The 23,108-nt window shown below is 68.0% G+C and carries 21 protein-coding genes; 9 read left to right on the top strand and 12 right to left on the bottom strand.

Annotation, left to right across the window (positions count from 1 at the left end; genetic code table 11):
* Positions 1–280 precede the first annotated feature (280 nt).
* Positions 281–1,807: a peptide chain release factor 3 gene (locus PGN16_RS12210; RefSeq protein WP_335309678.1), complete on the top strand. Its 1,527-nt coding sequence runs from the start codon at positions 281–283 to the stop codon at positions 1,805–1,807.
* A 281-nt stretch (positions 1,808–2,088) separates the two neighbouring features.
* Here PGN16_RS12210 and mgtE read toward each other — a convergent pair whose 3' ends face one another.
* Positions 2,089–3,501, bottom strand: coding sequence for a magnesium transporter (mgtE, locus tag PGN16_RS12205; protein ID WP_335309677.1), 1,413 nt, complete (start codon positions 3,499–3,501; stop codon positions 2,089–2,091).
* A 116-nt stretch (positions 3,502–3,617) separates the two neighbouring features.
* Between mgtE and PGN16_RS12200 the strand changes: the two genes are divergently transcribed.
* Positions 3,618–4,073 (top strand): peptidylprolyl isomerase, encoded by a 456-nt coding sequence (locus PGN16_RS12200; RefSeq protein WP_335309676.1) that lies wholly within the window; start codon positions 3,618–3,620, stop codon positions 4,071–4,073.
* A 222-nt stretch (positions 4,074–4,295) separates the two neighbouring features.
* On the opposite strand, the gene PGN16_RS12195 is transcribed toward PGN16_RS12200, so the two are convergent.
* Positions 4,296–5,180, bottom strand: coding sequence for a LysR substrate-binding domain-containing protein (locus tag PGN16_RS12195; RefSeq protein WP_335309675.1), 885 nt, complete (start codon positions 5,178–5,180; stop codon positions 4,296–4,298).
* Positions 5,181–5,489: 309 nt separating this feature from the next.
* Here PGN16_RS12195 and PGN16_RS12190 point away from each other — a divergent pair, with 309 nt between their 5' ends.
* Positions 5,490–7,784: a CDC48 family AAA ATPase gene (locus PGN16_RS12190; protein WP_335309674.1), complete on the top strand. Its 2,295-nt coding sequence runs from the start codon at positions 5,490–5,492 to the stop codon at positions 7,782–7,784.
* Positions 7,785–7,901: 117 nt separating this feature from the next.
* Here PGN16_RS12190 and PGN16_RS12185 read toward each other — a convergent pair whose 3' ends face one another.
* The gene (locus PGN16_RS12185) at positions 7,902–9,179 is read right to left on the bottom strand and encodes an MFS transporter (RefSeq protein ID WP_335309673.1); all 1,278 of its coding nucleotides are present in this window, start codon (positions 9,177–9,179) and stop codon (positions 7,902–7,904) included.
* 155 nt (positions 9,180–9,334) lie between these two features.
* On the opposite strand from PGN16_RS12185, the gene PGN16_RS12180 reads away from it, so the two are divergent.
* A complete protein-coding gene (locus PGN16_RS12180; protein ID WP_335309672.1) occupies positions 9,335–9,949 on the top strand; it encodes a class I SAM-dependent methyltransferase in 615 nt (204 codons plus the stop codon).
* Positions 9,950–9,998: 49 nt separating this feature from the next.
* Here PGN16_RS12180 and PGN16_RS12175 read toward each other — a convergent pair whose 3' ends face one another.
* Positions 9,999–11,447: a S41 family peptidase gene (locus PGN16_RS12175; protein ID WP_335309671.1), complete on the bottom strand. Its 1,449-nt coding sequence runs from the start codon at positions 11,445–11,447 to the stop codon at positions 9,999–10,001.
* 123 nt (positions 11,448–11,570) lie between these two features.
* On the opposite strand from PGN16_RS12175, the gene PGN16_RS12170 reads away from it, so the two are divergent.
* Together PGN16_RS12170 and PGN16_RS12165 are read left to right on the top strand one after the other, a co-directional pair.
* The gene (locus PGN16_RS12170; RefSeq protein WP_335309670.1) at positions 11,571–11,906 is read left to right on the top strand and encodes a hypothetical protein; all 336 of its coding nucleotides are present in this window, start codon (positions 11,571–11,573) and stop codon (positions 11,904–11,906) included.
* Positions 11,907–11,962: 56 nt separating this feature from the next.
* On the top strand, positions 11,963–12,748 hold the full coding sequence (locus PGN16_RS12165) for a glutaminyl-peptide cyclotransferase (protein WP_335309669.1): 786 nt from the start codon (positions 11,963–11,965) through the stop codon (positions 12,746–12,748).
* Positions 12,749–12,870: 122 nt separating this feature from the next.
* Here the strand turns inward: PGN16_RS12165 and PGN16_RS12160 are convergent, their stop codons facing one another.
* The 6 genes from PGN16_RS12160 to PGN16_RS12135 all read right to left on the bottom strand — a co-directional run bounded on the left by PGN16_RS12160 (position 12,871) and on the right by PGN16_RS12135 (position 17,361).
* A complete protein-coding gene (locus PGN16_RS12160; protein WP_260396546.1) occupies positions 12,871–13,005 on the bottom strand; it encodes a hypothetical protein in 135 nt (44 codons plus the stop codon).
* A gap of 210 nt (positions 13,006–13,215) precedes the next feature.
* Positions 13,216–14,640, bottom strand: coding sequence for an ammonium transporter (locus PGN16_RS12155; protein ID WP_335309668.1), 1,425 nt, complete (start codon positions 14,638–14,640; stop codon positions 13,216–13,218).
* Between the two features lie 13 nt (positions 14,641–14,653).
* Positions 14,654–14,992, bottom strand: coding sequence for a P-II family nitrogen regulator (locus tag PGN16_RS12150; protein WP_028967359.1), 339 nt, complete (start codon positions 14,990–14,992; stop codon positions 14,654–14,656).
* Positions 14,993–15,123: 131 nt separating this feature from the next.
* On the bottom strand, positions 15,124–15,324 hold the full coding sequence (locus PGN16_RS12145; protein WP_335309667.1) for a putative signal transducing protein: 201 nt from the start codon (positions 15,322–15,324) through the stop codon (positions 15,124–15,126).
* Positions 15,324–15,875, bottom strand: a complete 552-nt coding sequence (locus PGN16_RS12140; protein WP_335309666.1) for a pyridoxamine 5'-phosphate oxidase family protein — start codon at positions 15,873–15,875, stop codon at positions 15,324–15,326. Before PGN16_RS12140 ends, PGN16_RS12145 begins: the two co-directional genes overlap by 1 nt.
* 118 nt (positions 15,876–15,993) lie before the next feature.
* Positions 15,994–17,361, bottom strand: coding sequence for an O-antigen ligase family protein (locus PGN16_RS12135; RefSeq protein WP_335309665.1), 1,368 nt, complete (start codon positions 17,359–17,361; stop codon positions 15,994–15,996).
* A gap of 147 nt (positions 17,362–17,508) precedes the next feature.
* Here PGN16_RS12135 and PGN16_RS12130 point away from each other — a divergent pair, with 147 nt between their 5' ends.
* A complete protein-coding gene (locus PGN16_RS12130) occupies positions 17,509–18,657 on the top strand; it encodes an acyltransferase family protein (RefSeq protein WP_335309664.1) in 1,149 nt (382 codons plus the stop codon).
* 43 nt (positions 18,658–18,700) lie between these two features.
* On the opposite strand, the gene tldD is transcribed toward PGN16_RS12130, so the two are convergent.
* The gene (gene tldD, locus PGN16_RS12125) at positions 18,701–20,116 is read right to left on the bottom strand and encodes a metalloprotease TldD (RefSeq protein ID WP_335309663.1); all 1,416 of its coding nucleotides are present in this window, start codon (positions 20,114–20,116) and stop codon (positions 18,701–18,703) included.
* Positions 20,117–20,499: 383 nt separating this feature from the next.
* Complete coding sequence (locus tag PGN16_RS12120) at positions 20,500–20,736, bottom strand: zinc-finger domain-containing protein (protein ID WP_028967353.1); 237 nt, start codon at positions 20,734–20,736, stop codon at positions 20,500–20,502.
* An 82-nt stretch (positions 20,737–20,818) separates the two neighbouring features.
* On the opposite strand from PGN16_RS12120, the gene PGN16_RS12115 reads away from it, so the two are divergent.
* Together PGN16_RS12115 and PGN16_RS12110 are read left to right on the top strand one after the other, a co-directional pair.
* Positions 20,819–21,760: an ABC transporter ATP-binding protein gene (locus tag PGN16_RS12115; protein WP_333917027.1), complete on the top strand. Its 942-nt coding sequence runs from the start codon at positions 20,819–20,821 to the stop codon at positions 21,758–21,760.
* Positions 21,761–21,937: 177 nt separating this feature from the next.
* On the top strand, positions 21,938–22,867 hold the full coding sequence (locus tag PGN16_RS12110; RefSeq protein WP_335309662.1) for a 3-keto-disaccharide hydrolase: 930 nt from the start codon (positions 21,938–21,940) through the stop codon (positions 22,865–22,867).
* Positions 22,868–23,108 lie beyond the last annotated feature (241 nt).

The following is a 23,108-nucleotide window of genomic DNA, read 5'->3' as shown; positions in this document are numbered from 1 at the left end:
CGGTTCTTGCGAACGAACGGCGGCCCGTCCGACTTATGTCGGGCGGGCCGTTGTCGTTTGGAGCGGTAGCTTCTTCGTCGCCCCGGATCTGATTCGGAGCCCCGCTTACCCAACGCGCCGCGGGAAAAGGCGGGATCCCGGGTCAAGCCCGGGATGACGTGAGAAGGGAGACGGCACGCGGTCCTCACACCCGCCTCTGTCCCTATGCCCGCCATCCTGCTATCCGCGCGCTCCACATCGCCGCGCGGACGCGGCGCTTGCCCGAACCGCTGGAACCCGCATGACGTCTCCCCGCCGCACCTTTGCGATCATCTCTCACCCCGACGCGGGCAAGACGACGCTGACCGAGAAGCTGCTGTATTTCGGCGGCGCGATCCATCTCGCCGGCGAGGTCAAGGCGCGCGGGCAGAACCGCCGCGCCCGCTCGGACTGGATGAAGATCGAGCAGCAGCGCGGCATTTCGGTTACCTCCAGCGTGATGACCTTCGAGAGCGGCGGCGTCACCTTCAACCTGCTCGACACGCCGGGGCACGAGGATTTCAGCGAAGACACCTATCGCACGCTGACCGCGGTCGACTCGGCGATCATGGTCATCGACGCGGCGCGCGGCATCGAGGCGCAGACGCGCAAGCTGTTCGAGGTCTGCCGGCTGCGCTCGGTGCCGATCATCACCTTCGTCAACAAGGTCGATCGCGAGGGGCGGCCGACCTTCGAACTGCTCGACGAGATCGCCGACATGCTCGCGCTCGACGTGTGCCCGATGACGTGGCCGGTCGGGATGGGCGGCACGTTCGAGGGCATCCTCAACCTGTCGACCAACCAGATCGCGCGCCCCGAGGGCGACAGCCGTACCTTCCAGGGCAAGACCGACGATGCGCCGACGCTGCCCGACGAAGTCGCGGAAGAGATCGAGCTGGCGCAGGCCGGCTATGCGGCGTTCGACGCCGAGGCGTATCGCAACGGCGATCTGACCCCGGTCTATTTCGGCTCGGCACTCAAGGATTTCGGCCCCGCCGACCTGATCGCCGCGCTGAGCGCCTATGCTCCGCCGCCGCGTCCGCAGCCCGCCGAACCAGCGCCGGTCGCGCCGGACGTGAAGGAAGTCACCGGCTTCGTTTTCAAGGTGCAGGCGAACATGGATCCGCAGCATCGCGACCGGATCGCGTTCATGCGGCTGTGCTCGGGCACGTTCAAGAGGGGCATGAAACTGACCCCGACCGGGCACGGCAAGCCGATCGCGGTCCACTCGCCGATCCTGTTCTTCGCGCAGAATCGCGAAGTGGCGGACGAGGCGTATCCGGGCGATATCATCGGCATCCCCAACCACGGCACGCTGCGCGTCGGCGACACGCTGAGCGAAAAGGCCGACGTGCGCTTCACCGGGCTGCCCAATTTCGCGCCCGAAATCCTGCGCCGCGTCGCGCTCAAGGATCCGACTAAGACCAAGCAGCTGCGCAAGGCGCTCGACGACATGGCCGAGGAGGGGGTGACGCAGGTCTTCTATCCCGAGATCGGCAGCAACTGGATCATCGGCGTCGTCGGGCAGCTCCAGCTCGACGTGCTGCTCAGCCGTCTCGACGCGGAATATAAGGTTGCCGCCGGGCTGGAGCCGGCGCCGTTCGACACCGCGCGCTGGATTTCGGCGGACGATCCGGCCGAGCTGAAGAACTTCACCGACCTCAACCGCGCGGCGATGGCCAAGGATCGCGACGGCAATCCCGTGTTTCTCGCCAAGAGCGCGTGGGAGGTCGGCTATGTGCAGGACCGCTATCCAAAGGTGAAGTTCGCCGCGACGCGCGAGCGGTAAGTCTTTCTGCCGTTATTCCCGCGAAGGCGAGACCTCTGCAAAAGTGCGGACCATATCCTTCGTAAGCCGTTCCCCGGCGGAGGCCGGGGTCCAGCTGGGAAGGTGTTTCAGTTAGTTACAAGCCTCATCCAACTGGGCCCCGGCCTCCGCCGGGGAACAGAAAACGGGTGTCGCAGAGGCCTCGCGAAGCAGGAATCCAGAACCTGCGACGTCGGTGACTCTCACGACGACCTGCGCGTCTGGATTTCCGCCTCCGCGGGAATGACGGACGGAGTTGAGGCTTACCCGCCCAGCCCCCACAGCGCCGCCAGCCCGAGGAAGGTGAAGAACCCCAGCGAATCGGTGCAGGTCGTCACGAACACCGATGACGCCACCGCCGGATCGACGTCGAAACGGTCGAGCGTCACCGGCACCAGCACCCCCGCCAGCCCGGCGACGATGTTGTTGAGGAACAACGCCAGTCCGAACACCAGCGACAGCGCCGGATTGCCGAACCACAGATAGGAGCCCGCACCGACCAGCAGCCCGAGCCCGATGCCGTTGCTCCCCGCGATCCGCAGCTCGCGGGTGATCATCCGCAAGGTATTCGATCCGGTCAGCTGGTTCGTCGCGAGCGCACGGACGACGACGGCGAGCGTCTGCGTGCCGGCATTGCCGCCCATCCCGCTGACGATCCCCATCAATTGCGCAAGCACCGCGAAGCGCGCGATCCGTTCGTCGAACAGCCCCACCACCGTCGCGGCGATCATCGCGGTCGGCAGGTTGATGAGCAGCCATGTCAGCCGCGTCCGTACCGTCAGCCGGATCGGCTCGTTGATGTCGCCTTCGCCGGCGCCCGACAACCGCAGCGCGTCCTCGCCGGCCTCCTGCTGGATGATATGGACGACGTCATCGACCGTGATCATTCCGACCAGCCGACCCGAGCCGTCGACCACCGCGGCGGAGATCAGCGCATATTTCTGAAAGCGCAGCGCGACCTCTTCCTGGTCCATGTCGACCGGGATCAGCGTCTGTTCGCGCTGCATGACGTCGGCGATCGCGATGCTGCGCGGGGTGCGCAGGATCCAGCTCAGCGAACAGGTGCCGACCGGCTCGTGCGTCGGGTCGACGACGAAGATTTCCCAGAAATCGGTGGTCAGCGTCTCGTCGGCGCGCAGATAGTCGAGCACGTCGCCAACCGTCCAATGTTCGGGCACCGCGACCAGATCGCGCTGCATGAGGCGGCCAGCCGATTCTTCCGGGTAGGACAGCGCCTCCTCGATCGCGGCGCGATCGTCGGGCTCCATCGCGCGCAGGACCTCGCGCTGATCCTCCGGCTCCATGTCCTCGATGATCGCGACCGCGTCGTCGGTATCGAGTTCGCTCGCGATGTCCGCGACCTGCCGCGCGTCGAGCGCGTCGATCAGCGCCTCGCGGACATAGTCGTTCATCTCCGCGAACACGTCGGCGTCGAGCAGGTCGCTGACCGCCGCGGCGAGATCGCGGCGGCAATCCTCGGGCGTCAGCTCGAAGAGATCGGCGATGTCGGCGGGGTGGAGCGGCTCGACCAGCGCATGCGCCTCGGCGACGTCGCCGGCCTCGACCGCGTCGAGCACCGCGCGGACGAACTCGGGCTTGAGCCGGTCGTCCTCGTCCAGACGCTCCTCGCGGTCGTCCTGCTCCTCATACGCGTCGCGCAGCTCGGTCTCGCTCATCTGCCGGCTCCCTGGTTCGCGTCGGACCGAAGGGCACCTAGCGCGGGCGTCGCGCATTTGCCAGCCGGGCGCGGGACCGATAGGGGCGCGCGCATACGGCAAGAAAGGAACTGCCTGTGACCGAGACCTATTCCACGCTGACCCTGACGCTGGACGGCGGCGACGTGACGATCCAGCTGCGCCCCGATCTGGCGCCCGAGCATGTCGCGCGCATCGCCGAGCTGGCGAACGAGGGCTTTTACGACGGCGTGGTGTTCCACCGCGTGATCCCGGGCTTCATGGCGCAGGGCGGCGATCCGACCGGCACCGGGATGCACGGGTCGGACAAGCCGAACCTCAAGCAGGAATTCTCGAAGGAGCCGCACGTGCGCGGGACCTGCTCGATGGCGCGGACGATGGACCCCAACTCGGCGAATTCGCAGTTCTTCATCTGCTTCGACGACGCGCGCTTCCTCGACGGCCAGTACACCGTCTGGGGTCAGGTGACCGAGGGCATGGAGCTGATCGACGCGCTGCCCAAGGGCGAGCCGCCCGCGAACCCCGGCAAGATCGTGTCGATGAAGGCCGCCTGACTTTATTGAGCGAATCGCCTCCCTCGTTCGTCGCACCGGACTTGATCCGGGGCCCCGCTTCCTGGGTAACCTCGGGGAAAGCGGGATTCCGGATCAAGTCCGGGATGACGAACGAAAGCGGGTGTCCGTTAACCGTCGATTGGCCGACGAATCTCGGACGCTAGCGACCTTGCGAGAACCTGCGCGTCTGGATTTTCGCCTGCGCAGGCATGACGGAAGAGGTCAGTTCTCGCGCAACGTCCGGATCAGCCAGTCGCGGAAGATCTTGACCGGCTTGGTCTGGAGCGCGCGCGGGCGGCACGCGAACCAGTAACTGTACGGGCTGGTGACATCGATATCGAACAAGCGCACCAGCCGCGGATCGTTGGCGTCCTGAAAATGGTTCTCGTGCATGAAAGCGACGCCGAGCCCCTGCGCCGCCGCCTCCAGAATCAGCACGCCGGTGTCGAAATAATCGATCGCGACCGGCTCCATCCCCGGATAGCCCGCCGCCTGGCTCCACGCCGCAAACGTATCGGGCATGTCGCGATGCAGCAGCACGCTATGTTGGCGCATCTGTTCGGGTGAGCGCAGCGGATGTGGGCCGTCGAGCAACGCCCGCGCACCGATCGGGTATACCATGTTGCGGTCGAGCCGCTCCGAATAGAGCATCGGATCGATATCGCGCGCGACGACGATCACCGCATCGAGCCCCTCGCCGAGTCGCGCCAGCGCGTTGCCGCCGGTGTCGATGTCGAGGTGCAGCTCGGGATGCGCGGCGCGCAGCTCGCCCAGCCGCGGGAACAGCCGCTGCGAGGCGTAAAGGGGCAGCACGCCGAGCCGCAGCCGCAGCACTTCGTTGCCGCTGGTCATCCCCTCGATCGCGTCCGACATGCCGTCGAGCGCGGGGGCGATCGCCGCGAGCAACCGCTCGCCATCGGCATTGGGGACCATCGCCTGATGGCGGCGATCGAACAGCGGGCGCGAGATGAACCGCTCGAGTGTCTGGATGCGGCGGCTGAGCGCCGGCGGCGAGAGTGCAAGCTCCTGCGCCGCCGCCTTGATCGAGCCAAGGCGGGCAACGGCCACGAAGGCCTCGATCGCAGTGAGGGGCGGAAGCCGACGCATGGCAGGTTCGGGAGCTGGTCCGAAATGGCTGTTGCGCTGCATCATGCAACATCCGGTCACGGACGCAACAACAATCGCCGCGTCAGTTGCAGAAAATGCAAGCATAGCGCTACCTTTTCGCACTTGCGAAGGACCATGCCGCGGCGCACATAGGGCGGGCCTTTCAGGCATCCTCTCCTAAAAACCTCAAACGGCCGGCCCCTTGGGGCTGGCCTTTTTTTCGTCCGCGTTCCGGGATGCGTCGGGTCGCAATGCGGAACCGGCGCCCTATCTTCTGCGCTCGGCCACTGGCCGCGCGAAAGGAACGACATGGCGGATGCCGACGAGACAGTGGTGAAGTTGCAGGTCGCAAACGCGCGGCCCGAGGACAGCGGGCGCGGCGTCGCGCATCTGCCGCGCGCGGTGTTCGCGGCGCTGGGGATCACCGACGGCGACGTCGTCGAGATCATTGGCAAGAAGACCACCCCGGCGCGTGCGATCGGCCCCTATGCCGAGGACGAGGGGCTGGAACTGGTCCGCATCGACGGGCTCCAGCGCGCCAATGCCGGGGTCGGCTCGGGTGATTTCGTCGAGGTGCGGCGCGCCGAATCGAAGGCGGCGACGCGCGTCGTCTTCGCGCCGGCGCAGCAGAACCTGCGGTTGCAGGGCTCGACCAACGCGCTGAAGCGCACCTTCTTCGGCCGGCCGCTGTGCGCGGGCGACATCGTCGCGACTGCTGGGCACCAGCGCGTCCAGAACATGCCGCCGGGCATGGAGCGCTACGTCAACGCGCCGGCCTATGCCTTGCAGGAGATCCGGCTGCTGGTCGTCTCGGCGAGCCCCAAGGGCGTCGTCCATATCGACGAGAGCACCGAGATCGAACTGCGCCCCGAATATGAGGAGCCGCAGGCCGCGCGCCGCGCCGACGTCACCTATGACGATATCGGCGGCATGGGGCAGACGATCGACCAGCTGCGCGAGATGGTCGAATTGCCGCTGCGCTACCCCGAACTCTTCCAGCGGCTGGGCGTCGATCCGCCCAAGGGCGTGCTGCTGCATGGGCCGCCCGGCACCGGCAAGACGCGGCTGGCGCGCGCGGTGGCAAACGAATCGGACGCGCAGTTCTTTCTCATCAACGGCCCCGAGATCATGGGCTCCGCCTATGGCGAATCCGAACAGCGGCTGCGGCAGGTGTTCGAGGAGGCCAGCAAGGCCGCGCCGTCGATCGTGTTCATCGACGAGATCGACTCGATCGCGCCGAAGCGCGGGCAGGTGTCGGGCGAGGCGGAGAAGCGCGTCGTCGCGCAATTGCTGACGCTGATGGACGGGCTGGAGGCGCGCGCCAATCTGGTGGTGATCGCGGCGACCAACCGGCCCGAAGCGATCGACGAGGCGCTGCGCCGGCCGGGCCGCTTCGACCGCGAGATCATCGTCGGCGTGCCGGACGAGCGCGGACGGCGCGAGATCCTCGGTATCCACACCCGCGGGATGCCGCTGGGCGAGGGCGTCGAGCTGAACGATCTGGCGCGCCAGACCTTCGGGTTCGTCGGCGCCGATCTGGCGGCACTGACCCGCGAGGCGGCGATCGAGGCGGTGCGGCGGATCATGCCGCGGCTCAACCTTGAGGATCGCACGATCCCCGCCGAGGTGCTCGACATGCTCGCGGTGACGCGCGAGGATTTCACCGAGGCGCTCAAGCGCGTCCAGCCGAGCGCGATGCGCGAGGTGATGGTGCAGGCGCCGACCGTCAAATGGTCGGACGTCGGTGGCCTTGATGACGCGCAGATGCGGCTCAAGGAAGGCGTCGAGCTGCCGCTCAAGGACCCGGATGCGTTCCGGCGTCTGGGGATACGCCCGGCGAAGGGCTTCCTGCTCTACGGGCCACCGGGGACGGGCAAGACCTTGCTCGCCAAGGCGGTCGCGCGCGAGGCGCAGGCGAACTTCATCGCGACCAAGTCGAGCGACCTGCTCAGCAAATGGTATGGCGAGAGCGAGCAGCAGATCGCGCGGCTGTTCCAGCGCGCGCGGCAGGTCGCGCCGACGGTGATCTTCATCGACGAGCTCGACTCGCTGGTGCCGGCGCGCGGCGGCGGGCTAGGCGAGCCGCAGGTGACCGAGCGCGTGGTCAACACGATCCTCGCCGAGATGGACGGGCTGGAGGAGCTTCAGTCGGTGGTGGTGATCGGCGCGACCAACCGGCCGAATCTGGTCGACCCGGCGCTGTTGCGGCCGGGACGATTCGACGAACTGGTCTATGTCGGGGTGCCCAATGCCGCGGGACGGCGGCGGATCCTCGACATCCAGACGCAGAAGATGCCGCTCGCGCCCGATGTTGACCTCGACGCGGTGGCGGCGCGGACCGAGCGCTTCACCGGCGCCGATCTGGAGGATGTCGTGCGCCGCGCCGGGCTGATCGCGCTGCGCGAGTCGCTCGACACGCGCGAGGTGCGCCGCGCGCATTTCGAGCGGGCGCTGGAGGAGAGCCGCGCAAGCGTCACGCCGGAAGTGGAGCGCGATTACGAGCAGATGGCGGCGCGGCTGAAGCAGGAGGCGAACGCGATCCAGCCGATCGGCTTCATCGCGCCGGGGCAATTGACGGCGCGGCCGGGCGGCAAGGAGGTTTAGGTTCGCGCAGAGACGCAGAGACGCAGAGGTGTTGCGCCGCAGGCTGACGAACATCCTTGGTGATGGACGGGTAGCTTGCCTGCGGCGCTCGCCCTTTGCGTCTCTGCGCGAGAAAACCTACTCCCTGAGCGCCCGCCAGCCGAGCGGCAGCAGCAGCGCACAGGCGATGGCGGCGGCGTCATAGGGCAATGCATGTCCGATGCCGTACAGCGCGACACCGATCGACGGCCCCAGCACGAAGCTCGCCCCGCTGATGCTCGTCACCTTGCCCGCGACCGACGCCTGCAAGGATGCGTCGACCGCCAGGCTCGATCCCGCGGTGAACCCCGGCCGGACGAAGCCGAAGCCGAGGCTGGCGAGCGCATAGCCGCTCGCGATCGACGGCAGCGTGGTGGCATGACCGGTCGCCCAGCAGCCGGCGGCGGCGAGCGCGAGCCCGACCAGCACCAGCGCGCGTGGGCGCAGGTCGAGCAGCGGGATCATGCCCCATTGCGCGAGCAGCGACGCGCCCGCGCCGGTCATCAGCACCAGCCCGGTCGCCCCCAGCGCGTCGACCGGCGACACGCCGAGCCGGTCGATGACGAGGAAGCCGATCACTTGCCCCGTCATCGCCTGCGCGTGCCCCATCACCAGCCCGACGAACAGCCACCAGCGAATGCGCGGGTCGAGCGCGCCGATCCGCGCGCCGTTCTCGGGCGCGATCGCCGCGGTGACGCTCGCGCCCGAGGACTGCCCGCCGATCGACGGGTAGGCGTTGACCGCCCCGTGGCTGGAATCGTCGGATCGGTCGTCGGGTAGCCGCCGCCACACCGCGACCAGCATCGCCACGCCGAACAGCGCGAAGACGAACGCCGGCCCGGCCAGCCCGACCGCGACCGGGCCGAGATGGCCGAGGATCAGGTAGGGCGCGAGCGCGGGGCCGAGGATCGTCCCCAGCCCGAAGGCGGAGGCGAGCAGCGTCAGCGCGCGGGTCCGTTCCTCGCGCGTGGTGCTGCCCGCGACCAAGGCCTGCACCGCGGGCGGGGCGGCAGCGCCGGTCGCGCCGTAGATCACGCGCCCGACGATAAAGAGGAGGAACGCCGCCGTACCGCCGATCCACCCATTGATCCCGGCGAGGAGGAACACGCCGCACAGCACAAGGCTGGTCGCATAGCCGCCAAGCCCGAGCAAGATCATCGCGCGTCGGCCGTGGCGGTGCGAGCGATGCGCCCAGAACGGCGCGGCCAGCACCCAGAACAAGGCCGAGATCGAAAAGGCGAGCGCCACCTCCGCATCGCGCACGCCCAGCGACCGGCCGAGCGCGGGCAGCACCGATTGCAGCGCGGTATTACCGGCGGCGATCGTCAGCATCACCATGAACATCAAGGCGAAAGTGCCGTCGCGCGCCTGTCTCACCGCCGTTCGCTCCCGCCCCGTTCCGTCGCAACGTCGATTAGGCGCTTGGGGGCCGCGCGCAACCCGGCTATGGCAACCGCTTCGCCTGCAGGGCGTTCGTCATGCGGATGACGCGAAATCGTCATCACATCAGGTTCGGGAGCCGTTTTTTCCACATGACCAGTTCCACCGACGCCGTGCGGCGCGACCGCAGCAAAGCCGCCGGCGTGCCCGGACCGTGGCAGATGTTCTTCACCGGCTTCCTGAAGCATCCGGTGATGGTCGGCTCGATCATCCCGTCCTCCGACCGGCTGATCGCGAAGATGCTGGGGCCGGTCGACTGGGCGAACTGCAAGCTGTTCGTCGAATATGGTCCCGGCGTCGGCACCTTCTGCCGCCCGATTCTCGAGCGGATGGCGCCCGATGCGATGCTGATCGCGATCGACACCAATGCGGACTTCATCCGCTATCTCGATCATACGATTACCGATTCCCGCTTTGTCGCGGTGCATGGCTCGGCGGCGGATGTCGAGCGGATCGTCGCCGAACACGGGCATGAGGCGGCCGATTACGTGCTGTCCGGGCTGCCGTTCTCGACGCTGCCCGACGGCGTCGGCCCGGCGATCGCCGCCGCGACGCAGCGGGTGCTGCGCACCGGCGGAGCGTTCCTCGTCTATCAGTTCAGCCCCAAGGTCCGCGACTTCATCGCGCCGCATTTCCACCGCATCGACCATGACATGGAATGGTGGAACGTGCCCCCGGCGCAGCTCTATTGGGGCTGGAAGGACTAGCGTTTTCCGATCGCCCCGGACGCGGTCCGGGGCGACGGAAGGATGCCGCTCAATACAGTCCCGGCGTCTCGCGCTGTGCGGCGGTCGGGTGGGTCGCCAGCACCGGGCGCTGCGAACCTGCGAACAGTCCGGTCGTCCGCGCCGCCGAGGCACTCGCGCCGATCCGCGTGCAGCCCCGGCCTGCGATCCAGTCGAGTGCGGTGCGTACCGACGTCTCGTTCGCATCGCCCAACTGGCGCGTGTAATCGTCGCTGGCCTGGCAGCTCGATTCCACCTTGGTGGCGAGGCCGTCATAATAATCGCCCTGCCGCGCCGCATTCTGAAGCGCGAACGCGATCACGCGCAGCCGGTCGTCGCTGCACGACGGATTGTCGCGCGCGATCTGCCCGACCGGCTTGCCATAGGTGTTGCTGCCCACCAGCGCGAGGTCGCCGTGCAGGTAGGGGATCAGCGCGTTGATGACATATTCGCTGGCGGAGGCGGTCTGGCCGGTGCCGATGAAGGCGATCCGCGTCGGGGCGATCGCGTTCATCTCGCTGGCGAAGCGGCGGATCTGGTTCTGGCTCGACTTGGAGGAGCGGAAGGTGGTGTAGGCCTGCACGTCGCCGGTCGAGCGCGCACCGCCGAGCAGGTCGGTGAACGTCTCCGCGGTGTCGAGCAGCCCGCCGCCGTTGTAGCGCAGGTCGACGATCACCTGCGTCACGCCCTGCGCGCGGAAGGTGCCGAAGGCGCTGCGCAACTGGTCGTCGGCGGTGTCGATGAAGGTGCGCAGGTTGACGTAGCCGACCTTGCGTCCGTTATCGTCGATCACCTTGCTGCCGTAGCGCGGCGATACCGGTGAGATCGCGTAATCGGCGCTCGCCACCGATATGTCGCGCGTGCCGTTGGCGTCGCTGATGCGCAGGAAACGGACGGTGCCGGGCTTGGACGTGTCGAGCGCGCTGTCGAGCGCGTCGTTGCCGCTCGCCAGGATGTCGGCGACCGATCGGATCGTCGTCGCCGTGTTGCCGATGCCGACGATCTGCGCGCCGCGATCGATCCCGGCGTTCAACGCGGGCGCGTTCTCATAGGCTTCGGTCACGAACAGCCGGTTGGTCGCATCGAACGCCAGTCGCACGCCGAGGCCCGCGGTCGCGCCCGACGAATAATAGGCATTCTCCTGCGCCAGCGAGGTCAGATAGGTGAAATAGCGGTCCTTGCGCTGCGCCCGCGCGGTGGCGGTGAGCGCGTCGAGGAAGCTGTCGACATCCGTGTAGTTGGCCGGATCGATGCTGGTCGGCAGCGTATCCGGGAAGAGATACCATTCGTTCATCTCCGCCAGCACCCAATTCTGCCGCGCACGCAGCGCGCAGCCGGTCGGCGTGGTGATGCCGCCCGTCGAGCCGCCGCCGGCAGTGGTGCCGCTGGAGCCGGCGCTGTTGCCGCCGCCATCGCCCCCGCCACATGAGGCCAGCATCGCCAGCCCCGCCACCAGCCCGATCGACCGCCGTCCACGCATCACAAGACCCTCACGATTCGCTTCCCCGCGACCGTAGCGGGGAAGGTGCAACCCGAAGCTTCTTAAAAATGTTAGACTGACGCATCGTTCGCCGTCGAGGGGCCATCCATGATTCGCCACGCCATGATCGCTGCCGTCCTGCCGCTGTCGCTCGCCGCCTGTGGGTCTTCGCCCGAGGCGGACAATGCCGCGGCGGCGACGAGCAACAGTAGCGGCAATTATCTGGCCCAGATTGGCCAGCTGAACGAGAAGGAGCGCAACGGCGTGCTGTTCCGCGCCATCAGCGATGCCGGGCGCGCCTGTCAGGGTGTCACGCGCTCGATCGCGGGGCCGGCGCTTCAGGGCAATCCGAGCTGGGTCGCGACCTGCGAGGACGGCACGCCGTGGGTGGTGTCGATCAACGACAAGGGCGTCGCGACCGTCAGCGCGGTGCAGGGCAGCGCCCCCAAGGCGGGCTGACGCCGCCGACGCGCAACGCGATTGCTCCGCGCGGCGCGGCATCGTACCGCTGGCGCATGTCGCGCTGGCTGTTCCTTTCGCTCCTCGCCCTTGCCGGTCCGGCCGGGGCGACCCCGCCACAGGCCGCGTCGGCGGTCATGGCTCGCCAGCCGGTGCTGGTCACGCCCGTCGTGGTCCGCCGGCTTCCGCACGATCGCGCCGCCTTTACCGAGGGGCTGGTGTGGCATGGCGGCGCGCTGATCGAGAGCGTCGGGCTGGAGGGGCGGTCCGACGTGCGGCGCGTCGATCCGGTCAGCGGCAAGGTCACGCTGCGGCGCACGATCCCGGCGGCGCAGTTCGGCGAGGGGCTGGCGCTGTGGAAGGGCGAGGCGATCAGCCTGACCTGGCACGACGGCGTCGCGCATCGCTGGACCGCCGCGACGCTCAAGCCGCTGGGGACGATGCGGTACACCGGTGAGGGCTGGGGGCTGACGTCGGATGCGACGTCGCTGATCCGCTCGGACGGGAGCGCGACGCTGACCTTCCACGATCCGGCGACGATGAAGGTGCGGCGCACCGTCACGGTCACGTTCGCGGGGCGCGCGCTCGATCAGATCAACGAGCTGGAGATGGTCGACGGGCAGATCCTCGCCAACGTCTGGCACCAGCCGTTCATCGTTGCGATCGACCCGCGCAGCGGCGTGGTGACGCGGGTGATCGACCTGCGTGCGATCGTCGCCGAGGTCGGCGCGCGCGATCCCGAGGCGGTGGCGAACGGCATCGCCTGGGACGCGAAGGCGCGGCGGCTGTTCGTCACCGGCAAACGCTGGCCGACGCTGTTCGAGATCCGGCTGCCGAAGTAGCGGTCCCGCCGAAATCTCATTCTATCGTCGCCCCGGACTTGATCCGGGGCCCCGCTTCTTTTGCGGGAGACGTCTAAAAGCGGGACCCCGGATCAAGTCCGGGGTGACGAGAGTTGCGTTGGTCAGCGTATCAGCAGCTCGCCGACATAGACGACCGCATCCGCGGCCAGCTGTGCGCCAAGTACCGCGGCGGTGAACATCGCCGCCAGGCCGGCGGCGACCATGCCGTGATGGCCGGCGTTCCTGATCCTCAACATGACCCATCCTCTCCTTCTCGGAGCCGGGGTCTCGTTCGTACCTGATCGCCCGACGCCGGATACTTATATAGCGCATCGCGAGGTTCGCGTCATCTTGCAGCGCAGCACGCAAAAAAGGGCCCGGTCGCGTTTCCGCGCCGGGCCTTCAGGTGTCGTCCGCAGGAGGAACATCGGTGGCGGGGCGGCGACCGTCGCCGCCCCGCGAATTCGTCAGTAATTGTAGGCGCGTTCGCCATGCTCGTTGATGTCGAGACCCTCGACCTCGACCTCGAGCGAGGGACGCAAGCCCATCGTCGCCTTGATGCCGTAGAACAGCACCGCCGAGACGCCACCCGACAGCACCAGCGTCAGCACCACCGCCTTGATCTGCGTGAAGACCTGCGCGGCCATGTCATACTTGCCGGCGACCGACGGGAAGCTGGTGTAGTCGATGAAGCCCTGACCGCCGAGCGACGGGTCGGCGACGATTCCGGTCGCGATCGCGCCGATGATCCCGCCGACGCAGTGCACGCCGAACACGTCGAGCGTATCGTCATAGCCGAGCTTGTTCTTCACCGTGGTGACGAAGAAGAAGCACACCGCGCTGGCGACGAAGCCGAGGATGATCGAGGTCATCGGCGCGGCGAAGCCGGCGGCCGGGGTGATCGCGACGAGGCCGGCGACCGCCCCCGACACCCCGCCCAGCAGCGACGGCTTCTTGTGGACGATCTGCTCGATCACCGCCCAGGCGACCGCCGCGGCGGCGGTGGCGACGAAGGTGTTGACGAAGGCGAGCGCCGCGCCGCCATTGGCTTCGAGGTTGGAGCCGGCGTTGAAGCCGAACCAACCGACCCACAGCAAGGAAGCGCCGATCATCGTCATCGTCAGCGAGTGCGGCGGCATCGGCTCCGACTTGTAACCATGGCGCTTGCCGATGATGAGGCAGCCGACCAGCCCTGCGATGCCCGCGTTGATGTGCACCACCGTGCCGCCCGCGAAATCGAGCGCGCCCCAGCCGTACAGCAGCCCGGCGTCGGACGGCGCGTCGGCGAGGAAGTCCGGGCCGGCCCAGTACCAGACCATGTGCGCCATCGGAAAATAGACGATCGTCAGCCACAGCACGACGAACACCAGCAGCGGGGTAAACTTCACCCGCTCCGCGAAGGCGCCGACGATCAGCGCGGGCGTGATGCACGCGAAGGTCATCTGGAAGGCGATGAACGCATATTCGGGGACATAGACGTTGTTCGAGAAGGTCGCCGCGACCGAGGTCGGCCCGACCCCGGCGAGGAACGCCTTCGACAGCCCGCCGACGAACGCGTTACCGCTGGTGAAGGCGAGGCTGTAGCCCCAGCACACCCAGACGAGGCTGGCGACCGAGACGATCATGAACACCTGCATCAGCACGCTGAGCATGTTCTTGGTGCGCACCAGCCCGCCGTAGAACAGCGCGAGGCCGGGGATCGACATCATCAGCACCAGCGCCGCCGAGATCAGCATCCACGACGTATCGCCCTTGTTGACCATCGCGACGGCGGCTTCGGCGCCCGGCGCGCGCACCGGGCCGGCGGCGCCCTGCGCCAGCGCCGGCACGGCGGTCAGCAACGTGGCGGCCAGCGCCCCCGCGCCGCCCGCAATCTTTCTGGAAAGCGTCATCGGTCCCCCCCCATCACAAGGCCGTATCGTCGGTTTCGCCGGTGCGGATCCGCACCGCCTGTCCGACATCGAGCACGAAGATCTTGCCGTCGCCGATCGCGCCGGTGTTGGCGGCGGCCTGGATCGCCTCGACCACGCGGTCGGCGATGTCGCTGGCGCACACGACCTCGATCTTGATCTTGGGCACCATGTTGGTGCTGTATTCGGCGCCGCGGTAGATTTCGGTCTGGCCCTTCTGGCGACCGAACCCCTTCACCTCGGAAACCGTCATCCCTGCCACGCCGACGGTGGTGAGCGCCTCGCGCACCTCGTCGAGCTTGAACGGTTTGATGATGGCTATGACCAGCTTCATCGCGCCCCCTTTGCGTTTGTCCGTGAAGGAGCATCGCAAGGCGCGTGCCAGTTGCGCGTAGAGCGCGGGGCCGGCGCGGGGAGTGCTAACGATCGTTAATAATTGTGCAGCGCGTCAGTGCTGCCCAAAAATCAGGCAGAGTTGGCGATCGCCTGCGCGGCGGACAGGTCGTCCTCGTCGACCATGACGCGCACCGGGATCAGCAGCCAGCTGCCGTCGGCGATGCTCGCGCCCGCGTCGAAGGCGAGCGCGGGGATGCCGTCGGAGTCGAGCCGGGCGACGAGGATGTTGGCGAGGTTGCGGTCGTAGCGGCCGAGTTCGACGAGCGCCATCAGGCGGGGACGCGCGTGGGGCTGCGCACCGGCAGCCCGTCGATGCTGTGGGTGCGGACGGCATATTTGCCGAAGCGCGTCGCATCGTCGGTGCTGGCGTGATATTTGTTGAGCGTGTCGCGCTCGCGCTCGAACGCCATGTACGGCACGCCCCAGCCGCACGACGTCTGCGCCTCGTCGACCGCGATCACGAAGATCTGCCGCGTGCCGGGCAGCAGCGTGAAATGGCGCGCGAGGTCCGCCCATTCGTTATCCTGCGGCAGCACCGGGCGACCATGGCCGTAGATGCGGAAGATCAGCGCGGGATTGTCGAAGGCGCAGAACATGATCGTGATCCGCCCGTCGGCGAGCAGATGCGCGTTGGTCTCGTTGCCCGAACCCGCGACGTCCAGATAGGCGACCGTGGTGTCGTCGAGGATGCGGAAGCTGTCCATGCCCTTGGGGCTGAGGTTGACGCGCGCGTCCGCCGCCGCGGTGGCGACGAAGAACACCGGTTGCTTCGCGACGAACGCGCGATGTTCGGGAGTGAGCGCGGGGTAGAACTTGGCCATCGGTCGGCTCCGCTTAGAGGCGCAGGGGCGTTCGCGCGATGAAGCACGATCCGGCGCCGTCCGACAAGCGTCGACCCGGCGACCCGCCGCGCCGGGCAGCCCGGTCGATGGTGAGTCGTCAGACGCCGGCGGGCAGCGGCGCGGCGGCGGGATCGTCGCCGGCATCGTCCTGGACCGCGCGGCGCGCCGCCCGGGCCTCGCGACGCGCGCGGGCGGCGTCGGCCTCGACCTGCTCGGCGATGCCGACGCCGAGGCCGAGGTACAGGAACATCACATATTGCACCGGGAAGATGACGAACGCCCATTCGAAATTCAGGTGCAGCCCGGCGGTGAGCAACGTCATGCCGAGGCCGATCAGCAGGTCGCCGCGGCGGTCGCCGCGATGCCGGAAGGCGGTGCGCAACATCATCAGCAGGCCGCCGCCGATCAGCACGACGACAAAGAAAATGCTCGCCACCCCGGTTTCGGCCATGACCATCAGGTAGCTGTTGTGGACGTTGGTGGAGCGGCTTCCCTGCGACGCCGCCACGCCCGCGCGCGCCGAATAGCCACCGATGTTGCTGACGATGACATAGCTGTTCGCACCGACGCCGGCCGGATGATCCTTGATCATCGCCCAGGCGGCGCGCTTGAACGCCTCTCGCTCGTGATCGCTGCTCTCGACATTGTTGCGGCTCGTCCGCTCGCCGATCAGCCGTATCGCGAACGGGGTGACGCAGAGCATCGCGACCGCCGCCAGCCCCATCATCGTCCGCTTGCGCGGCGTCCATCGCCACAGGCTCGCCACCGCCAGCACCCCGCCCATGCCGATCGCGCCGAAGCCGATCGTGGCGCGCGAGGCGGTGAGCAGGTCGATCAGCAGCGCCACCACCGGCCCTGCCTTGGCATACCAGCGTCGCCCCCCGGCAAGCAGGATCGCCAGCGCCGGCACGGCGACCAGATTGGTCATCAGGCCGAGCAGGTTCTGCGCGCCGAACGTCCCCACGGCCTGGAGGACCCCGTCGAAATGCTGCTGTACCGAGTAGAAGAGCTGGAGAAAGAGAGCAGCCACCCCGCCGGCCACCACCGCCGGCACGATGCGCGGCGTCGTCGAGAGCCGCAGCGCCGCAAGGTACACCAGCAGCATCCGCACGAGCTGCACCACGTAACCAAGCGCGGCGAGCTTATCGACCGCCCAGGTGACGGTGATCGTCGTCAACAGGATGTAGATCACGAACGCCCAGAGATAGGGCGCGCGCTTGCGTCGCCGCGGCGTGGCGATCAGGATCGCCACCGCCATGGAATCGATCAGCGATACCTCGATGCCTTTGGTGTGCCCCGGCCAGAAAGCGAACGACACCGGCGCGACATATACGTGCAGGAACGCCAGCAGGAACGGCAGCGCGCCGAACCCGAAGCCGAAGATCGGCCGGTAGCGCGGCTGTCGCGCATATTGGACGAAGAGCGGACAAAGACCCAGCAGAAGGGCGAGCAAAACCCATTTCAAGGCAAGTGTCTCCACGACCGGGGCAGGCTGGTGCGCGTCACCGTCCGGGCCGCTGTCGATTTATTACCGCGTCAAGGAATCGTCGGTATAGCGGGCGGGTTAAGAATCAAGCTGCAACGTGGACGATCCTTGGGCAAGCAAGCAGGAATGGCGCCCCCCTTCGATGCGGGTGTGCAGCAGGCCGGCGCTCCCGCTGCGTCCGGGCAGGTGACGCGCTTCGACCTGCTACAGGTGCTGCGGGGGCTCGCCGCGCTGTGGGTCGTGCTCTTCCATGCCTGGACCCTGCAGAGCATCCGCACCTTGTATGCCGCGCTGCCGGCGCCGGTGCGCGAGATCTTGTTCGATGACGGGCGCGGCGGCGTGGCGGTGTTCTTCGTGCTCAGCGGGTTCGTGATCGCGCACAGCCTGTGGGGAAAGCAGGTCGACGGCCGCTATGCGGGCACGTTCGCGATCCGCCGCAGCCTGCGCCTCGATCCGGCTTATTGGCTGTCGATCCCGGTCGCGGTGGCGGCGGCGGCGGCGGTGGCGATGGTGCATCGCGAACCCTTGCCGTTGCCGACGCCCGGCACGGTGATCGGGCATCTGTTCTATCTTCAGGAATTGCTCGGGCTGCCGCAGATCCAGATCGTCTATTGGACGCTGACCTATGAGGTGCAATTCTACATCTTGACGCTGCTGGGCGCATGGGCGTGGTGCCGTGCGCAGGCGGGCGGGCCGGCCGTGCGGCGCGCGGCCTGGCTGTTGCCCGCCGCCTTCATCCTCGCCGCGATCGCCTCCAGCCTCGGCGACCAGCATTGGGTGCCGCGCGGCATCTTCCTGAATTTCTGGTTCGCCTTCGCGGCGGGCGCGCTGGCCTATGCCGCCGGCTGGCGGCGGACCGGGGCGGTGCCGGCGGTTGCGCTGGCGGTGATTGCCGCGATCGCTTTGTGGCGTGCCCCGCAGACGCAGGAGGTGTTCAACACCCCCGCGATGCTGACCGCGATCGGCCTGTACGGTGCGTCACGCGCCGGCTGGCTGGGGGCGGGCGGCCGGCAACGGTGGCTGATCGGTTTGGGCGCGATCTCCTATTCGCTGTATCTCGTCCACTTCCCGATCCTGGTGCTGAGCGGCAGCATCGTGCGGCGCGTGTTCGGCGACGGCGTGATCGCCGACAGCGGCAAGGTGCTGGCGTATCTCGCCTTGTGCATCGGCGGCGCGATCTTGTTCTGGCTGGCGATCGAAGCGCCCACGCACCGTCTGGCGCAGCGCTACGGGCGAGGCCGGGCGCGCGCGCCTGCGGCGGTGCCCGCGGAATAATGGTTCCTCGCCCCGGCGTCGATCCGGGGCGACGGGAACGCGATCAGGCCGTGCCGCCCACCGTCAGCCCGTCGATCAGCAGCGACGGCTGCCCGACCCCGGCGGGCACGCTCTGCCCGCCCTTGCCGCACACGCCGATCCCTTCGTCCAATGCGAAGTCGTGGCCGACGCCCAGCACCTTGGTCAGCACGCTCGGCCCGTCGCCGATCAGCGTCGCGCCCTTGATCGGCGCGCCGAGCTTGCCGTCCTCGATCCGGTACGCCTCGGTGCACGAGAAGGTGAACTTGCCCGAGACGATATCGACCTGTCCGCCGCCGAACGACTTGGCGAAGATGCCTTTCTTCACGCGGCTCAGCAGCTCGGCGGGATCGTCGCGGCCGGCCTTCATGAAGGTGTTGGTCATCCGCGGCATCGGCGCGTGCGCGAAGCTCTCGCGCCGCCCGTTGCCGGTCGGCGCGACCCCCATCAGCCGCGCGTTGAGCCGGTCCTGCATATAGCCCTTGAGGATGCCGTCCTCGATCAGGATCGTTTCCGATGTCGGCGTGCCCTCGTCGTCGATCGTCAGCGAGCCGCGCCGGTCCGCGATGCTGCCGTCGTCGACGATCGTCACGCCCGGCGCCGCGACGCGCTCGCCGATTCGTCCCGAAAACGCCGAGGTGCCCTTGCGGTTGAAATCTCCCTCCAGCCCGTGCCCGATCGCCTCGTGGAGCAGCACGCCGGGCCAGCCATTGCCGAGCAGCACCGTCATCTCGCCCGCGGGCGCATCGACCGCCTCGAGGTTGACCAGCGCCTGCGCCAGCGCCTCGTCGATCGCGCGGTTCCACATGTCGGGTGCCATGACGCGGTCGTAGAGATAGCGCCCGCCGACTCCGAACGACCCGGTCTCGCGCCGCCCGTTCGCCTCGGCGACGATCGAGACATTGAGCTGGACCAGCGGGCGGACGTCGGTGGCGACGAAGCCGTCGGCGCGGACGATCTCGACCACGCTCCACGTCCCCGACAACCCTACCGACACCTGCGCGACACGCGGATCGCGCGCGCGCGCGGCGGCGTCGATCGTCTGGCATAGGTTCACCTTGTCGGCGAACGGCACCAGGTCGAGCGGATCGGCGTCGGTATAGAGCCGGCTGTTGGTGCGCGCCGGCGCGGCGGCCTTCGTCGCGGTCGACGGATCGATCAGCGCCATCGTCTCGCCGGCGCGGCGGATCGCGGCCTCGCTCAGCTCGTTGGCGTGCGCGAAGGCGGTCATCTCGCCCGACACCGCGCGCAGCCCGAAGCCGGCGGTGGTGTCGTAGCTGGCGGTCTTCAGCCGCCCGTCGTCGAACCCGAACGCCTCCGCCTTGCGATATTGCAGGAACAGCTCGCCGTCATCGGCGCGCGCCAGCACATCGGCGGTGACGCGCTGCGCGGTCGCGGGATCGAGCGTGTCGCGGTACAGGAAGGAGCGGGGATCGGTCATCGTGCCAAGATAGGCGCGGGCGGGTGTGGATGCCAGCGATTGAGGTTCACGCGGAGGCGCGGAGCCCGCGGAGGATGGCGCGCTGGCGGCAGCCGCTTCCATTGATCCGGACATTCAAAGTTGACGTCGGATCGCCGTCGTTTCCGATCCGCATCATCCTACCTTCGTCGCCCCGGACTTGATCCGGGGCCCGCTTCTTCTCGGCGACCGGGCAGGAAGAAGCGGGATCCCGGATCAAGTCCGGGATGACAGACCCTGTTGGTGGGCGGTAAATCCAGATCCGCGAAGGCGTTCGCGAGGATGCCGTTATCGCGGGCGCGACACCTCCGCGCACTCCGCGCCTCCGCGTGCCGTCACTCTGCTCTCCAAAACGGAGAGCGACGTTACTGCGGGCTCGCGCCCTCTGAAATATCGGGCAGCTTGCTGTGATCGACACCATCCGCCGGCCCGCCGATCAGCACGAAGCGGCGATCGCAATAGCCGCAATCGACATAGCCATGCTCGTCGATCTGCAACCACACGCGCGGATGGCCGAGCGCCGCGCCGCCCGGAATATCGGTCGCGCCATCGCAGGCGACGCGGGCGGAGGAGGTGCGGACGAGTTCGGACGGCGGGCGCATGGGCAGGCGATTAGCAAGGCGGGGGCGGCGAAACAATCCTCACGTTATTGGCTTCCGCGCCCCGTGCGCCTATCGCCGCGCCATGACCGAAGCAGCGATCTCGATCCGCGACCTGTGCAAGACCTACGCCGGGGTGAAGGGCGGCGCGCCCAAGCGCGCGCTGGACGGCGTCACCTTCGACGTGCCGCGCGGGAGCATCTTCGGCTTGCTCGGCCCGAACGGCGCGGGCAAGTCGACGCTCATCAACATCCTCGCCGGGCTGGTCAACAAGACCAGCGGCGCGGCGTCGATCTGGGGCTTCGACATCGACGAACACCCGCGCAACGCCAAGGCGTCGATCGGGATCGTCAATCAGGAGATCCTGTTCGATCCGTTCTTCACGCCGGTCGAGACGCTGGAGATTCAGGCCGGGCTGTACGGCGTGCCGAAGAAGGAGCGCCGCAGCATGGAGCTGCTCCGCGCGGTGCATCTGGAGGACAAGGCCAACGCTTATGCGCGCACGCTGTCGGGCGGGATGAAGCGGCGGCTGATGGTGGCGAAGGCGATGGTCCACACGCCGCCGGTGCTGGTGCTCGACGAGCCGACCGCGGGCGTCGACATCGAGCTGCGCCAGCAATTGTGGACCTATGTCCGCAGCCTCAACGACGCCGGGGTGACGGTGGTGCTGACCACGCATTATCTCGAAGAGGCCGAGGAATTGTGCGACCGGATCGCGATCATCAATCATGGCCGCGTCATCGCCAACTCGCCGACCGCCGAACTGCTGGGGAAGGCGCAGGAGAAGATCGTCGCGGTGACGGTCGACCGCGATGTCGCGGCGCTGCCCGACAACGATTGTTTCGGGAAGGTCGCGCTCAAGGGCACGCGGACGCTCGAGATCACCTATGCCAAGGATCGCGTCAACGCGGGCGAGGTGCTGGGCGCGATACAGCGCGATGGCTATGGGATCGTCGACGTGAGCACCAAGGAAGCCGATCTGGAGGACGTGTTCCTCAACCTGACGCGGGCGGCGAACGCGGGTTGACCTACGCGTCATCCCGGACTTGATCCGGGATCCCGCTTCTTCTCCGACGGCTGGTACAAAGCGGGGCCCCGGATCAAGTCCGGGGCGACGAGCAGTAGACTGCGACCTTCGTCGTAAGCCGTTGTTGCGGCTTGCCTGTCCTGCGATACCGCCGCGGTATTGTAGGAGGGGCGACCGGTGAACATCATCCTGTTGGCGGCAGCGATCGCGCAGGCCGCGGCACCCGCGCCGTCACCGGTCGAGCAGGCGCGTGCGATCGTCGGCGACGCGCCGGCCGCGCCGCAGACGCTGGTCCTCACCGATGTCCCCAAGGCGACCGGCCCGGCACGCGCCTTGTTCAACGGCCGCGACCTGTCGGGCTGGCAGCCGTGGCTCGGCTATCCCGACCCCTCGGTCACCTACCGCGACAAGCCCGGCGCGACCCCGATCGGCCGTTCGCGCGCGACCGCGGGCGACTTCGCGGTCCGGCCGATCGACGGCAAGCCGGCGCTGTGGGTCAAGGGCGAGACATGGGGCGCTTTGGTCCATGACGCCGACCTGCGCGACTATCACCTGCGGCTCGAATATCGCTGGGGCGACCAGCGCTGGGCGCCGCGCGCCGACCAGCCGCCCAACAACGGCTTGCTCTACCATACGCATGGCACCCCCGGCGCGGTGTTCGGGACATGGCAGCCCTCGGTCGAGTTCGAGATCATGCAGGGCTCGACCGGCATGGCGGTCGCGGTCGGGCGCGACGTGCGTATCCGCACCACCGCCGCGCTCGACCCGACGTTGATCTCGCCGCCGGTGCGTTACCGGATGGGCGGCAAGCCGGTCGAGATCGTCAACGGCTCGCTGATCTGGAATGTCGAAAATGCCCGCGATGCCGAACGGCCGGCGGGGCAGTGGAACGTGCTTGACCTCTACGTACTCGGCGATCGCGCGGTGCATGTCGTCAATGGCGTACCGGTGATGCTGGTCGAGGGGCTGGCGACGGTCGGTGCCGGCGGCGTGCGCACCCCGCTGACGCACGGGCATATCCAGTTGCAGTCGGAGGGCGCGGAGACGTGGTTCCGCAGCGTGACGGTCGAGCCGATCGACCGGCTGCCGACGGTGGTGGCGCGGTAAACCTCCTGAAGCCGACCGACGTTTTCGGCTCGCCTACCCCATCCTGTCATCCCGGACTTGATCCGGGATCCCGCTTCTGCCTCGCTCGCAGAAAGGCAGCGGGGCCCCGGATCAAGTCCGGGGCGACGGGGAGACGCAGGCGATCGGCATAGTCGAACACGCAAAATCCTGTCCCTCACGCCCCGATCTATGCCACATGATCGGCATGTACCCCGTGCCCGCCGCAAGAACCCGCCAGCGT

The sequence above is a fragment of the Sphingomonas phyllosphaerae genome (genome assembly GCF_036946485.1).
Lineage (GTDB): Bacteria > Pseudomonadota > Alphaproteobacteria > Sphingomonadales > Sphingomonadaceae > Sphingomonas > Sphingomonas phyllosphaerae_E.
The sequence above is the reverse complement of the archived record's forward strand: the minus strand, read 5'-3'. Positions and strand labels throughout refer to the sequence as shown.

Coding starts and splice junctions, on each gene's coding strand:
- PGN16_RS12145 (WP_335309667.1), bottom strand. CDS start 15,324: ATGGCGCTCGTCGAACTCGGCCGCTACGACCGCAACCTCGCCAACATC.
- PGN16_RS12140 (WP_335309666.1), bottom strand. CDS start 15,875: ATGGCCAAGTTCTACCCCGCGCTCACTCCCGAACATCGCGCGTTCGTC.
- PGN16_RS12175 (WP_335309671.1), bottom strand. CDS start 11,447: ATGCGTGGACGGCGGTCGATCGGGCTGGTGGCGGGGCTGGCGATGCTG.
- PGN16_RS12155 (WP_335309668.1), bottom strand. CDS start 14,640: ATGACGCTTTCCAGAAAGATTGCGGGCGGCGCGGGGGCGCTGGCCGCC.
- PGN16_RS12170 (WP_335309670.1), top strand. CDS start 11,571: ATGATCGCTGCCGTCCTGCCGCTGTCGCTCGCCGCCTGTGGGTCTTCG.
- PGN16_RS12165 (WP_335309669.1), top strand. CDS start 11,963: ATGTCGCGCTGGCTGTTCCTTTCGCTCCTCGCCCTTGCCGGTCCGGCC.
- tldD (WP_335309663.1), bottom strand. CDS start 20,116: ATGACCGATCCCCGCTCCTTCCTGTACCGCGACACGCTCGATCCCGCG.
- PGN16_RS12180 (WP_335309672.1), top strand. CDS start 9,335: ATGACCAGTTCCACCGACGCCGTGCGGCGCGACCGCAGCAAAGCCGCC.
- PGN16_RS12130 (WP_335309664.1), top strand. CDS start 17,509: ATGGCGCCCCCCTTCGATGCGGGTGTGCAGCAGGCCGGCGCTCCCGCT.
- PGN16_RS12190 (WP_335309674.1), top strand. CDS start 5,490: ATGGCGGATGCCGACGAGACAGTGGTGAAGTTGCAGGTCGCAAACGCG.
- PGN16_RS12210 (WP_335309678.1), top strand. CDS start 281: ATGACGTCTCCCCGCCGCACCTTTGCGATCATCTCTCACCCCGACGCG.
- PGN16_RS12160 (WP_260396546.1), bottom strand. CDS start 13,005: ATGTTGAGGATCAGGAACGCCGGCCATCACGGCATGGTCGCCGCCGGC.
- PGN16_RS12150 (WP_028967359.1), bottom strand. CDS start 14,992: ATGAAGCTGGTCATAGCCATCATCAAACCGTTCAAGCTCGACGAGGTG.
- PGN16_RS12120 (WP_028967353.1), bottom strand. CDS start 20,736: ATGCGCCCGCCGTCCGAACTCGTCCGCACCTCCTCCGCCCGCGTCGCC.
- mgtE (WP_335309677.1), bottom strand. CDS start 3,501: ATGAGCGAGACCGAGCTGCGCGACGCGTATGAGGAGCAGGACGACCGC.
- PGN16_RS12195 (WP_335309675.1), bottom strand. CDS start 5,180: ATGCGTCGGCTTCCGCCCCTCACTGCGATCGAGGCCTTCGTGGCCGTT.
- PGN16_RS12115 (WP_333917027.1), top strand. CDS start 20,819: ATGACCGAAGCAGCGATCTCGATCCGCGACCTGTGCAAGACCTACGCC.